The sequence below is a fragment of the Pseudomonas sp. AO-1 genome (assembly GCF_019775695.1).
In the GTDB taxonomy this organism is placed as follows: domain Bacteria; phylum Pseudomonadota; class Gammaproteobacteria; order Pseudomonadales; family Pseudomonadaceae; genus Aquipseudomonas; species Aquipseudomonas parakoreensis.
In genome coordinates this window covers 5,715,575-5,729,050 of record NZ_CP079947.1, presented here as the reverse complement: position 1 = coordinate 5,729,050, position 13,476 = coordinate 5,715,575, and the positions used below count along the sequence as shown (strand labels likewise).

The following is a 13,476-nucleotide window of genomic DNA, read 5'->3' as shown; positions in this document are numbered from 1 at the left end:
TTATGGGGGGCAGATTTACCTCGCTCCTTGGGAAGAAGCACGACGATGTGTCGTAGTCTCAGGCTCTTGAACTTACTCAGGATCGCCGCTAACTGCGCCTCGTGAGGCGTTGGTTTACCCCGCGTTCGACTAGCGATCAAGCGGGTCATTGGGGAATGCAACTGACGTAGAAGACCTTGGATCTCGGTGGCTCTAGATAGATTTTTTACCGTTTGTAAGATCGCCAAGCGAGCCACTGCAAACGTTGCAGCGAAGCCTTCCCGACCGCAGCGGCTTTGGCTGAATAAGCATGATCGAAACCTGTGGTGGCGACGGCCGCCAGTTTGTCGCCTCGCCTGTGGTCAGAGGTGACAAGGATTGTCGCCGCTGTCGCCGCCGTCGCCATCAGGTTGATTTTGCTTAACGAATCGAGACGACTTTCTGGCTTCTGTTCTCATGGATTGCTGCTATTGAAAAGTCACCTGTGGCCGCCTTTTGAATGTGCTCGCTCCACCAGGCCATCATTGGGCGTCGACGCTCAATGTAGTCCGCGCGGTTGTAAGCGCTTCTAACCTCATCTTTGTCGACATGAGCCAAGGCAACCTCAATCAGTTCGGCATCCCATGCATGCTCGTTCAGGATGGTGCTCGCCATGGAGCGCATTCCGTGGCTTACGAGTCGCCCCTCAAACCCCATCCGTTTCAACGCCATGTTGGCGGTCTGGCTGTTGCAATGGGTGCGAGGATTACGGTCGGCGGGAAACACGTACTCCCGGTGTCCGCTGTAAGGCTTGATGGCTTCCAGGAGCGCCAAGGCTTGCTCCGTGAGCGGGATGATGTGTGTGCGCCGTTTCTTCATGCGCTCCGCTGGAATCGTCCAGATCTTCTTCTTGAAGTCGATGTCAGTCCATCGAGTGGTCGCAGCTTCTGCTGGCCGAGTCATCGTGTGGAGCTGCCATTCGATGAGGCACCGGGTGGTTCTTTTGATGCTGGCGTTGGCAATCGTCACCATGAGTTCATTGAGCTCATCGGGTGGCAATGCCGCCATGTTTTTCTTCTTTGGTTTTTTGAAGACCGATCGAATTCCGCTCAAGGGGTTGGCGTGAATGAGTCCGTAGTTCACCCCGTAAGTCATGATTTCGTTGAGGCGTTGGGTCAGGCGCTTGACCGTTTCCAAGCTGCCTTTGGTTTCAAGTGGCCGAAGCAACTTGATGACCTGAGGCGCGCTGATTTCAGAAATTGGGGTCGCGTGTAGATCCGGGAAGATGTGCAACGTGAGCGAGCGCCAAATGTCTTCAGCGTAGGCGGTTGTCACGGAATCTTTCTTCAGTTCAAACCAGGCTGTCGCGACGTTTTGAAAGGTGTGCTCTGTCGCAGCTTTTTTCGCTTGGCGATCTGCATCGCGTTGCTCTTTCGGGTCCAGTCCTTGGGCAACCAGCTCCCTGGCTTCAACCGTGCGTTTTCGCGCATGAGCCAGGCTGAGTTCTGGGAACGTCCCCAGTCCCATGTTGATCCGTTTCTTGGTCACGGGGTGGATGTAGTTGAAATTCCAAAGCCTCGAACCGTTGGTTCGGACTCGTAACTGAAGGCCGTCGCCGTCGGTCAATGTGTAGTCTTTGTCCTTGGGCTTGGCGGCTTTGATTTTCAGGTCTGAAAGGCGTGTGGCTCGGGCTCCCATGGGTACTCCAACGCTGTTTGTGTATTCCAAAATTTACCAGTCACGGGCTTGGAATACGCCTTGGAATACATTTCAAAATGGATCTGCCTGAAGCGCTGTGGAGCTCAATGGCCCTGAACCCCCCGTATTTACTGGATTTCAGGCACAAAAAAAGACGTCCGTGGACGTCTTTAGATGATGAAGTGGTGGAGCCGGGGGGATTTGAACCCCCGTCCGCCAGTGCTCCGCTGTCGGTACTACATGCGTAGCCGTGTCTATTAAGTTAACCCTCAGCGACCCGACGGGCAGGGTGCTTTGGGCGAGTTGTGTAAGTTTTAGCCGCTTCGTCCACAACGTACTGCACGGCGATTCTGTTCTATATGACAATCATTTCGGGTTTACAGACATCCCCTGATGATTGCTGGGCCCGAAGGCACCAGGAGTGCATGTCAGCTGCAATTAAGCAGCGAGAGCAGCACCGTATTGGTCGTCATTGGCAACTATAAGAAGTTGCAACAGTGGATTTACGACTTCTGTTACCAAGTCGGCATGCACCTAAAGTTTCGTCACCGGCGTCGAATCCTAATCGGCCCCGAACTCATTGCCTCGTACATCAGGTGAGGCAACAAGCCTGTGCAGTGTACGCCAAACGGCCGGCAAGGCCAACCCGAAGGTTGGCCGAGGCCTTGAATCAGTTGTTGGTGCCGGTGGATTTACGCAGTTCTATGATGGTTTGCGAGGTTTTCGCTACGCAGTCGTCAATCTTGCCTTGGGCTTTCAGCGCCTGTGCCTTGCTCACACTGGCTTCGGCACGCTGACTGAGTTCCGGGTTCGCTGACAACTGCCCCTTGGCATTGTTGATGGTCTGGATATTGGCATCGCACAGGTCGGCAGGCTTGTCGGCGGCGAACGAGGTGGAGGCCATCATCGAGGCAGTAACGAACAGACCTAACAGTACAGAACGTTTCATGTGTATCTCCTTGAACTGAGGGATCCAGACTGCGCTGGCCGTCAGGACGGGCAACCGATGGGAGGAAAAGCCCCGTTTTCCGGGGCCTGTTCTGTGGACTACGGTCGCACGCAAGGGTTCTATTTTTCTTCAGCCGGCCTTGGCCCGGGTCACCCGATCCACCAGATAGACCAGCCCGTGATAGTCGATGCCGCCGTGTTGCGTCAGGCCGATTTCACAGGTGCGACTGGTGGAAATCCCCTCGCTGCAATGCTGCACCGCGTCCTTGAGGGTGCGCAGCGAGTGGCTGTTCAGCTCCGGCGTGGTGAAGCCCTTGTCACCGGCAAACCCGCAGCAATGGATGCCTTCAGGAATCACCACGTTTTTGCTGCATTTGCGCGCCAGATCGATCAGCGCCTGGCTCTCGCCCAGATGCTGGGTGCTGCAGGTCACGTGAACCGCAATCGGTGCGTCCTGCGGTGTGAAGTCCAAGCGATCGAGAAGATGCGTACGGATGAAGCGCACCGGGTCGTACAGATCCAGGCGAACATTTCCCACGTCCTGCACCAGGCGCAAGGTGCAGGGGCTGGTGTCGCAATAGATCGGATCGAGCCCGCCACGACTGGCATGGAGGAGGGCGCTGATCAGTTCTTGGCGTTTGTGTTCGGCCTGCTCGGCGTAGCCCTTGGAGGCAAACGGCTGACCGCAGCAGAGGTTGTCCTGATTGTCCGGGATCACCACTTGGTAACCGGCCTTTTCCAGTAGGCCACGGGTTTTGTCGTACAGCGACATTTGCTCTTTGTCACCCGCCGCCGGACCCATCACCCGCGATACGCACGCCGCCAGATACACCACCCGCGGGCGCTCATCCGACACACTCGGGTTGAAGCGAATGGCTTTTTCCGGCTGCGGCATCGCGTTGGTCCACAGCGGCACCTGGCCTTTGGACAGACGCGTCAGGCTCGCCGACAGCTTCGCCAGACGCGGTGCGCCAAGCAGCATCCGTGCGCCGTTGGCCACATGCAGGGTGAAACGTGCGCCTTGCAGAGTCTTGGCGAAATTTCCTTCGATCCAGTCAGCGGTTTTCTGATGCGTCGCGTGGCGGCCACGAAGCTTTTTCACCAGCTCGCCGGTATTGATGCCCACAGGGCAACGCTGAGCGCACAAGCCAGTCGCGGCGCAGGTTTCAATGCCTTGGTACTCGTAGGCTTGTTCCAGCTCGGTGGTGTCAACGCCGGCGCGCTTCTTCGCCTGAATGTCACGCCAGATCACGATGCGCTGGCGCGGGCTGAGGGTAAGGCCTTTCGACGGGCAGACCGGTTCGCAGAAGCCGCACTCGATGCATTTATCAACAATCTCGTCAGCCGCCGGCAGCGGCTTGAGGTGTTTGAGGTGGATCTGCGGATCTTCGCTGAGCACCACGTCCGGGTTGAGGATGCCGTTGGGGTCGAGCAGGCGTTTGAGCTGCCACATCAACTGATAGGCATCGCTGCCCCATTCCAGCTCAACGAACGGCGCCATATTGCGCCCGGTGCCGTGTTCAGCCTTCAGCGAACCGCCGAACTCCACCGCCACCAGTTGCGCGACGTCGTCCATGAACGCTTGATAGCGTGCGACTTCTTCCGGACTGTTGAAGCCTTGGGTGAAGACGAAGTGCAGATTGCCCTCCAGCGCGTGTCCGAAAAGGATCGCTTCGTCGTAGGCATGTTTGTCGAACAGCTCGATCAGGCGGTTGACGCCGATCGCCAGTTGCTCGACCGGGAAGGTTACGTCTTCGATGATCACCGTGGTGCCGGTTTTACGCACGGCACCGACGGCGGGGAAGGTGTCCTTGCGGATGGCCCAGAGCTTGGCGTTCTCGGCCGGATCTTCAGTGAAGTCGACCTGTTTTTCCACCGGGAAACGGGTCAGCGAAGCCATGATCTGCGCCAGTTGTTCCTGCAGCAAAGAGGAAGAGGCGGCGCGGGATTCGATCAGCAGGGCGCAGGCATTGTTCGACAGGTGTTGTACGAAATCCGGCATGCCCGGTTTGTCCTGCACCGAACGCAGACTGCGTCGGTCCAGCAGTTCCACCGCCGACACTGGTTGGCTTTTCAGCACGGTGACCGCGTTGCAGCAGGTTTCCACATCCGGGAACACAATCAGTGCCGAGGCCTTGTTCGGGTGGTCGATCACCGTGTCGTAGGTCACCGCACTGATGAAGCCGAGCGTGCCTTCGGAGCCGACCAGCAGGTGGCTCAAGATATCCACAGGCTCGTCGAAATCCATCAAGGCGTTGAGTGACAGGCCGGTGGTATTTTTCAGACGGTATTTGTGGCGGATTCTCGCCGCCAGTTCGGCATTGGCGCGGGTCTCGCGGCCCAACGTCGCCAGACGCTCCAGCAGTTCGCCGTGGCTTTCGCGAAACGCGGCGACACTGGCTGCGTCTTCGGTGTCGAGCCGGCTGCCGTCGGCCAGTACCAGACGAATTCCGGCGAGTGTGTGATAGGTGTTTTGCGCGGTGCCGCAGCACATGCCGCTGGCGTTGTTGGCGACGATGCCGCCGATTTTACAGGCGTTGATCGATGCCGGGTCGGGGCCGATCTTGCGCCCGAACGGTGCCAGCCACGCGTTGGCCTGCGCGCCAATCACGCCCGGCTGCAGGCGGATTTGCAGGCCCTGATCGCGAATCTCGCGAGCGTTCCAGTTATCCCCCAGCACAATCAGCACCGAATCGCTGATCGCTTGCCCGGACAAACTGGTGCCGGCGGCGCGGAAGGTCACCGGGACTTGATCGCGCTGGGCCAGTTTCAGCAGCGCGACCACTTCGTCTTCGGACTCGACGCGGATCACCAGTTTGGGAATCAGCCGATAAAAACTGGCGTCGGTGCCGAAGGCCAAGGTCGACAGCGGATCGTCAAAACGGCGCTCCGCAGGAATCAGTTGCTGCGCATCACGCAGGAAATTCACCGGAAGCGTCATTGGTCCTCCAGGATCAGTACCACCAGATCTTTCGGGCCGTGGGCGCCGTAGGCCAGCACTTGTTCGATGTCGGCGGTTTTCGACGGGCCGGACACCAGCAGCGCGTTGGTCGGCATGCCTTGGGCCCACTCGAACTCCTGCTGCACCTGATAGAAGTTGTCGCGGATTTCGCTGGCCTTGAGCAGGGCGAAATGCACCGGCGGCACCAGGCTCATCAGTCGCGGCTCTTCACGGGTTGGCCAGAGGATCAGGCTGCCGGTGGCGGCGATGGCGCCGAGGGTGCCGGTCAGGCTGGCCGGGGTGTCGTTGAACAGCTCGGCTTTCCACTCCTCCATCGGCCGGTCGTAGGATTTCAGTGTCGGCAGATCAGGATTGTTCGCCCAGTATTGTGAGATGCGCTGCCCGTGAGGCGTCGTCGGTGCGATCAGCAGGCTCGGTAGTTGACGGTCACGCAGCAATTGCGCGAGCCGCGTCGGCCAGTCTGCGCCGGTAGTCAGATGGATCTCGGTGTGTACCGCTTCCATCAGTGTGCGCAGTTGCGGGATACGTTGCTCGGCGCTGTAGGTGTAAGGCTGGGTCACCAGATCGACGTCGAAGTCGTCGGCAATCGGTGTGGCGCCGGTCAGACTTTTCCGTAGCTTGGTGAGGATATTTTGCTTGGCGCTCATCAGCGGTCTCCCTGTTTGGCCAGATGCTCGCGGGCCATGTCGTGCAGTGAGCGGGCGGCGGGTTTCGGTGCGCTGTGGTTTTGCGTCCATGGCCCGACATTGCTCGGGGTCAGGGCGCGCAGGCGCGTGGCGAAGAAACCAAACAACCGATACAGCGTCGGTGAGCTGTTGAGTTTCGCCCAGGCGTTCCAGATGAAACGTTCCTTGCGCGAATACTTGCTGCCCTGGCCGCGCATCACCTGATGCGGCGAGTCCGGAGCTTTGACGTTTTCTTCGCGCAGACGCCGCAGCAGGGCAGGGATCGGAATTTTCACCGGGCACACTTCACCGCAGGCACCGCACAGCGACGAGGCGCTCGGGTGATCCGGGACTTTCGCCAGACCGACCATGTGCGGGGTGATGATTTTGCCGATCGGTCCCGGGTACACCTCGCCGTAGGTGTGACCACCGACGCGGGTGTAGACCGGGCAATGATTCATGCAGGCGCCGCAGCGGATGCAGTTCAGGGTCTGGCGCAGTTCGCTGTCGGCAAAGGCCTGGCTGCGACCGTTGTCGAGCAGCACCAGGTGCACTTCCTGCGGGCCGTCGAGTTCATGTTCCTTACGCGGGCCGGAGATCATGTTGACGTAAGTGGTGATCGGAATACCCAGCGCCGAGCGGGTCAGCAGCGACAACAGCGGCACCACGTCGCGCAGGTTTTCCACGACCTTTTCGATGCCGGTGACCGCGATGTGCACCGGCGGCACGGTGGTGGTCATGCGCCCGTTGCCTTCGTTTTCCACCAGCAGCAGGGTGCCGGTTTCGGCCACGGCGAAGTTGACGCCGGAAACGCCGATGTCCGCTTCGAAGAATTTCTGCCGCAGGACTCTGCGACCGATCTGAATGAGTTGGTCAACGTCCTTGGTGTACTCCACGCCAAGTTTGTCGTGGAACAAGGACGCGACCTGACCGGCATTCTTGTGGATCGCCGGCATAATGATGTGTGAAGGCTTTTCGTGGTCGAGCTGGACGATGTATTCCCCCATGTCGGACTCCAGGCATTCAACACCTTGAGCCTCGAGGAAATGGTTCATCTCCATCTCTTCGCTGACCATCGATTTGCCCTTGATCACTTGCCGCGCCTCGTGAGCGCGGATGATCGAAAGGACGATGCCATTGGCTTCGTCCACCGTTTCCGCCCAGTGCACTGTCACACCGTTGCGGGTCAGGTTCTGTTCCAGTTGCTCGAGCAGGTCGGGCAACTTGGAGAGCGCACGCGCCCTGATCGAGTTGCCCAGGGCGCGCAAGTGTTCTCTTTCGTGGGCATCGCTGAACGCCGCGGCCCGCTTGGTCATCAGTGAATCCATGGCAGTACGGAAGTTGTTCCGTAACTGCTGATCACCCAAGGCGTTGTGCGCCCGGGTGCGGAAGTCTTCTTCTACGGCAACCGTAGGAATAATCGTCGAGGTGCTCATTGCGCACCTCCGGTTCGTTGCCACAGAAAGCTGGCGAGATGTTGCCCGCGCAGCGCTTCCTTTTGTTTCTCCAATGCGCCGTTGATGTTCATCAAACAGCCACAGTCGGCGCTCAACACTTTGTGTGCGCCGGAATCCTTCAACGCTTTGGTCTTGTCAGCAACCATCGCGCCGGAAATGTCTGGCATACGGACGCTGAATGTCCCACCGAAGCCACAGCATTCGCTTTCGTGGTCGTGGTTGACCCGTTCCACGTTGCTCAACTGCGCCAACAGCTCGCGGCCGTGCAGGTGGGTATTCATTTCGCGACGTGCCGAACACGAAGTGTGCAGCGCCACTTTGACCGGTTCGCCGCTGTCCTTGAGCTGCACCTTGCAGACAAACAGCAGAAACTCAGCCAGTTCATAAGTGCGGGCCGCGAGGGCCTGCACCTGTTTCAACGTTTGTGGCTCGTCCTTGAACAAGTCCGCGTAATGCTCGCGCAGCATGCCTGCGCAGGAACCCGACGGCACCACCACCGGATAATCCCCGGCAAACTGCGCCAGTTGCGCGCGCGCGACCGTCCGCGCCTGCTCGGTGTAACCCGAGGTGTAGGCCGGTTGCCCGCAGCAGCTCTGCCCTTGCGGGTACTCCACACGGATGCCTTCGCGCTCCAGCAAGTGGATCGCGTCCATCCCGGCTTCGGGGTAGAACAGGTCTACCACGCAGGTGCCGAACAGGTAGACCCGCGACGGTTTTTCGCTGGGGTACTGCCGAGGTTCGGGCAGTGGCGGTGCGACGCGCGTGGCGTTGGGCACAGCGTTGTAAAAAAGCTCGCTCATCAGGCGTGTCTCCGGGTGGGCCCGGTTATCCGTCTGTGGCGGCTGCTGAATATAAAGCGCCTTGCTTTCAACAGCCTTACAGACCGGGTGGTGAATTGCTGACGCCGGAATCACCAGCCGGCGTCGGTTATTTCCGTTTTGTTTATAGGATCAGTGCACCAGCATGCCGGTGAACCAGTAGGCCTGGGCCAGCGTGATCAGGCCTACGATCGTGGCAAAGAATAGGCTGTGCTTGAGGGTGAAGCGGAACAGATCCGATTCCTTGCCGACCAGGCCGGTCGCGGCGCAGGCCACGGCGATCGATTGTGGCGAGATCATCTTGCCGGTCACGCCGCCGCTGGTATTGGCCGCTACCAGCAAGGTGTCGTTGACGCCGATCTGGTGTGCGGTGGTCGCCTGCAGCGAACTGAACAGCGCGTTGGACGAAGTATCGGAACCGGTGAGGAACACGCCCAGCCAGCCGAGGAACGGCGAGAAGAACGGGAAGGCTGCGCCGGTCGCGGCCAGGACCAGCGCCATCGTGGAAGACATGCCCGAGTAGTTGGTGACGAAGGCGAAGGCCAGCACCATGCCGATCGACAGAATAGGCCAGCGCAGTTCGTAGAAGGTCTCTTTCAAAGTGGTCAGACCAGTTTTGAAGTTGATCTTCAATACCAGCATCGAGATCAGCGCCGAGAAGAAAATCGCGGTACCGGTCGCGGAAATCGGGTCGAGTTTGAACACCGCCGGAATCGCAGTCGGTGTGGCCACGATCGGCGCAGTCTTGATCACCAGCTGATCCAGGTGCGGGATGGCGAAGTTGAATACCCAGGCGTACATCGAACCGCCAGCGGCGAACATGGCTTTGAAGGGTTTCAGCGTCCAGATGGTTACCAGCACGGTAAGGATCAGGAACGGCGACCAGGCGATGAAAATTTCCCAGAGGCTGTAAGGCGACGCCACGGTGCTGCGCTTCTGGCCGAAACCGCCGGCGCTGGCGGTTACCACCGAGGCCGACACGGCGCCGGCGATGTGCTGGCCGGCGGCGCGTTTTGGCTGCCAGACTTTGAGGAACAGGGTCAGGGAAATCAGGCTGGCCAGGGCCGAGGTGATGTCCGGCAGTTCCGGGCCGATGAAGTTCGAGGTGAAGTACTGGGTCACGGCGAAGCTCAGGCCTGCAACCAGTGCTGCCGGCCAGGTTTCACGCACACCACGCAGGCCGTCCATCATGAACACCAGCCAGAACGGCACGAACAGCGAGAGCAGCGGCAGTTGGCGACCGGTCATGGCGCCGATCTTGAACGCGTCGATACCGGTGACCTGGCCGGCCACGATGATCGGAATCCCAAGGGCGCCGAAGGCGACCGGCGCGGTGTTGGCAATCAGGCACAGGCCGGCGGCGTACAGCGGGTTGAACCCGAGACCGACCAGCAGCGCGGCGGTAATGGCCACTGGCGCGCCGAAGCCGGCGGCACCTTCAAGGAACGCGCCGAAGCAGAAACCGATCAGCAACACCTGCAGGCGCTGGTCGTCGGTGATCGACAGTACCGAACTGCGAATGACCTCGAACTGACCACTCTTGACCGTCAGTTTGTAGAGGAACACCGCCGCGACGATGATCCAGGCAATCGGCCACAGACCATAGGCAAAGCCGTATCCGGCAGCGGCGAAAGCCATGTCGACCGGCATGTGGAAGGCGAAAATCGCCACGGCAATCGACAGGGCGAGCGTGATGCTGCCGGCCACATGACCCTTGAGGCGGAACACCGCCAGAGCCAGGAAGAAGAAAACGATGGGAATGACGGCCGCGAGTGCGGAGACGCCGAGACTGCCGAGCGGGGTATAGAGCTGTTGCCAGGTTTGCATATGGGGTGGCCCCTAATTGTTGTTGGTCAGGCACTGTCAGCGTTCTTGGTTAATTGGTAATACCAATTTACAATCGCTGTTGGCTAGGGTAAAAGCCTTGATGTCGGTGTGTCAATTTGTCGCCCTGAAACTTTTGTCGAATAAGCGGTGCAGAAGGCATCTGATCCGCTCGGGCAAATGTGCTCTGACAGGTGTCGGCGGGGCGCCGATAGGCCAGAATAGAGAGCCCGGCGAGCGGTCGGGATCGTGGAGAAATGAGTTATGGGGTTTGATCAGATTCGTCAGCGCCGTTTGTCTGACGATATTGTCGAGCGCCTCGAGGGGATGATCCTCGAGGGCACGCTGAAGTCCGGCGAGCGGCTTCCGGCTGAGCGCACCTTGGCCGAGCAGTTCGGCGTGTCGCGTCCGTCGTTGCGCGAAGCGATTCAGAAACTGGCGGCCAAGGGCTTGCTGGTCAGTCGCCAGGGCGGCGGCAATTACGTGGTGGAATCCCTCGGATCGACCTTCAGCGACCCCCTGCTATTGCTGCTGGAGAGCAACCCCGAAGCACAGCGCGATTTGCTGGAGTTTCGGCACACACTGGAGGCATCGTGTGCCTATTACGCAGCATTGCGCGCCACGGATGTGGATCGTGAGCGCCTGACCGCAGCGTTCAACGAGCTGCAGGATTGCTACACGCGGCATGACGAAGTGAGCCGGGTGGAAGAGGGCGCGGCGGATGCGAAGTTTCATTTGGCGATTGCCGAAGCCAGCCACAATGCGGTGCTGCTGCACACCATTCGCGGGCTTTTCGATTTGCTCAAGCGCAACGTGGTGACCAACATCGGCGGTATGTACAAACAACGCACGGAAACCCGCGACATGCTGATCTCTCAGCACCGGGAGCTGTACCTGGCGATTATCGAAGGGCGTGCGGAGCAGGCGCGGGAGGTTTCCAGTCGGCACATACTTTATGTGCAGGAAGTGCTGGAAGAGGTGCGGCAGGAAGTTCAGCGCATGGCTCGGGCGGAGCGGCGCAAGGGAATGTAGCTTTAGAAGCAAAAAGATCGCAGCCTTCGGCAGCTCCTACACAGGAATGTGTCTTTCCCTGTAGGAGCTGCCGAAGGCTGCGATCTTTTCAGGCAGAAGAAATTATTCTTCCTTGCCCTTGTTGCGCACAGCGCGCTGCAGCTCTCGTCCGGCGTCGCGTTCGCGCTCGGTGTCACGCTTGTCGTATTCCTTCTTGCCCTTGCCCAGAGCAATCTCGCACTTGACCATGTGCTTGCTCCAGTAGAAGGACAGGCACACGCAGGCGTAGCCTTTCTGTTGCACGGCAGCGGCGAGTTTTTCCAGCTCGCGTTTGTTCAGCAGCAGTTTGCGGGTGCGGGTCGGATCGGCGATGACGTGGGTGCTGGCGGTCATCAACGGCGTGATGTGACTGCCGAGAAGCCAGGCTTCGCCGTCCTTGAGCAGCACGTAACTGTCGACCAGTTGCAGCTTGCTTGCCCGCAGACTTTTTACTTCCCAGCCGGCCAGGACCAGACCAGCCTCGAAACGATGTTCGATGAAGTAATCGTGTCGCGCCTTTTTGTTCTGCGCGATGGTCCCTGTTGGGTGTTTCTTCTGTTTAGCCATAGGGGCGGCATTATATGGAGATAAATGATCCTCGGCTACGGTGATGCTGCGTGCTTGAGCAGGTTGAGTGAATCCCGGACAATGCGGCCTCTTTTTCTAACGCTTGGGCGTGATATTCAATGTCGACAGACAAGGTTTCTGTCCACGGCAGTTGGGCTAGCCGCTGGGTTTTCATATTCGCCGCGACCGGTTCGGCCGTGGGACTGGGCAGCATCTGGAAATTCCCCTACATGGTCGGGGTCTACGGCGGCGGCGCCTTCGTGCTGATGTTTCTCGCCTGCATCGCATTGATCGGGATCCCGGTCATGCTGGCTGAAACCCTGATCGGCCGGCGCGCACGGCAGAGTCCGGCGAACGCCTTGAAGGTGCTGGCGCGGGAGGCCGGGCATTCGGGCAAGTGGTCGTGGGGCGCGTTTGCCGGGATGATCACGGCGTTGCTGATCCTGTCTTTCTATAGTGTGGTCGGCGGCTGGTCGCTGGATTACATCATCGACATGGGGCGCGGCGACTTCCAGGGCGCTACGGCGGAGCAGGTCGGTGCTTATTTTGGCAATGTGATCTCCGATCCCTGGCGTCTGACACTTTGGCACACAGTTTTCATGCTGTTGTCGGCCGTAGTGATCGCCAAAGGCGTGGTTGCCGGGCTGGAGCGCAGCCTGCGGATCATGATGCCGCTGCTGTTCGTGATGGTGTTGGTATTGCTGGGTTACAGCATGACTACCGGGCATTTCATGGAAGGCGTGCATTTCATGTTCGACTTCCATCCGGAAAAAGTCCTCGACGGCTTGCTGCCCGCCATGGGCCACGCGTTCTTTTCCCTGAGCGTGGGCGTCGGCTCGATCATGATCTACGGCGCTTACATGACCAAGGAAGCCTCGTTGTCCGGCACCGTGGTCGGTGTGGCACTGCTCGACACCTTCGTATCGCTGGTGGCTGGTCTGGCATTGTTCCCGATTGTGTTCGCCGGCGGTTTGAACCCTAGCGAAGGCCCGGGCCTGATGTTTGTTAGTCTGCCATTTGCCTTCGGTAACGTGGTTTTCGGCCAGTTGATGGGCGTGGTGTTCTTTGTGCTGGTGGCGATTGCCGCCTGGAGCTCGGCGATTTCCTTGCTTGAACCGATGGTTGCCTATCTGGTTGAACGCACGAAAATCAGCCGTGGCTGGGTGACTTTCTGGCTGGCGTTCATCTGCTGGTTCGTCGGTCTGGGTACGGTTTTCTCGTTCAATATCTGGAAGGAAGCCAAATTTTTCGTGAACGAAGGCGGGCTGTTCCATCTCTACCAATGGGGTGCGGCGGGCGGTCTGGACTTCTTCGGCGTGATCGACTTCTTCACCTCGCGGATCATGTTGCCGCTCGGTGGCCTGTGCTTCGTGCTGTTTGCCGGTTGGGTGATGGGGCGTGAGGCGGTGCGGGAAGAGTTGTCGATTCGTAACCCGGCGCTGTTTGCCCTGTCCTTGTTCTTGATGCGCTACGTGGCGCCTATCGGCATTCTTGTAGTGTTTGCCGCTCAGCTCTGGAAGTAACGCTTA

Annotated in this window: 10 protein-coding genes and 1 other RNA gene; 2 read left to right on the top strand and 9 right to left on the bottom strand. The window is 59.2% G+C overall.

What is annotated here, in order from left to right; translation table 11 throughout:
• Positions 1–399: 399 nt before the first annotated feature.
• From KVQ82_RS26185 to KVQ82_RS26150, 8 genes are all read right to left on the bottom strand, one after another.
• Positions 400–1,656: an integrase domain-containing protein gene (locus KVQ82_RS26185; RefSeq protein ID WP_145597244.1), complete on the bottom strand. Its 1,257-nt coding sequence runs from the start codon at positions 1,654–1,656 to the stop codon at positions 400–402.
• 183 nt (positions 1,657–1,839) lie between these two features.
• Positions 1,840–2,229, bottom strand: a transfer-messenger RNA (tmRNA) gene (ssrA, locus tag KVQ82_RS26180).
• A gap of 97 nt (positions 2,230–2,326) precedes the next feature.
• Positions 2,327–2,605, bottom strand: coding sequence for a hypothetical protein (locus KVQ82_RS26175; protein ID WP_222016621.1), 279 nt, complete (start codon positions 2,603–2,605; stop codon positions 2,327–2,329).
• Positions 2,606–2,734: 129 nt separating this feature from the next.
• The gene (locus tag KVQ82_RS26170) at positions 2,735–5,545 is read right to left on the bottom strand and encodes an FAD-binding and (Fe-S)-binding domain-containing protein (RefSeq protein WP_222016619.1); all 2,811 of its coding nucleotides are present in this window, start codon (positions 5,543–5,545) and stop codon (positions 2,735–2,737) included.
• Positions 5,542–6,213: a lactate utilization protein C gene (locus tag KVQ82_RS26165; protein ID WP_222016617.1), complete on the bottom strand. Its 672-nt coding sequence runs from the start codon at positions 6,211–6,213 to the stop codon at positions 5,542–5,544. The genes KVQ82_RS26170 and KVQ82_RS26165 overlap by 4 nt, the downstream gene beginning before the upstream one ends.
• Positions 6,213–7,667: a LutB/LldF family L-lactate oxidation iron-sulfur protein gene (locus tag KVQ82_RS26160; protein WP_003221499.1), complete on the bottom strand. Its 1,455-nt coding sequence runs from the start codon at positions 7,665–7,667 to the stop codon at positions 6,213–6,215. The genes KVQ82_RS26165 and KVQ82_RS26160 overlap by 1 nt, the downstream gene beginning before the upstream one ends.
• Complete coding sequence (locus KVQ82_RS26155) at positions 7,664–8,488, bottom strand: (Fe-S)-binding protein (RefSeq protein ID WP_222016615.1); 825 nt, start codon at positions 8,486–8,488, stop codon at positions 7,664–7,666. The genes KVQ82_RS26160 and KVQ82_RS26155 overlap by 4 nt, the downstream gene beginning before the upstream one ends.
• Positions 8,489–8,638: 150 nt before the next feature.
• Complete coding sequence (locus KVQ82_RS26150) at positions 8,639–10,333, bottom strand: lactate permease LctP family transporter (protein ID WP_027610771.1); 1,695 nt, start codon at positions 10,331–10,333, stop codon at positions 8,639–8,641.
• A gap of 261 nt (positions 10,334–10,594) precedes the next feature.
• On the opposite strand from KVQ82_RS26150, the gene KVQ82_RS26145 reads away from it, so the two are divergent.
• Positions 10,595–11,362 (top strand): FCD domain-containing protein, encoded by a 768-nt coding sequence (locus tag KVQ82_RS26145; RefSeq protein WP_222016613.1) that lies wholly within the window; start codon positions 10,595–10,597, stop codon positions 11,360–11,362.
• Between the two features lie 102 nt (positions 11,363–11,464).
• Here KVQ82_RS26145 and smpB read toward each other — a convergent pair whose 3' ends face one another.
• Positions 11,465–11,947 (bottom strand): SsrA-binding protein SmpB, encoded by a 483-nt coding sequence (gene smpB / locus KVQ82_RS26140; protein WP_003221505.1) that lies wholly within the window; start codon positions 11,945–11,947, stop codon positions 11,465–11,467.
• 119 nt (positions 11,948–12,066) lie between these two features.
• Here smpB and KVQ82_RS26135 point away from each other — a divergent pair, with 119 nt between their 5' ends.
• Complete coding sequence (locus tag KVQ82_RS26135) at positions 12,067–13,470, top strand: sodium-dependent transporter (protein ID WP_222016612.1); 1,404 nt, start codon at positions 12,067–12,069, stop codon at positions 13,468–13,470.
• The last annotated feature ends 6 nt before the right edge of the window (positions 13,471–13,476 follow it).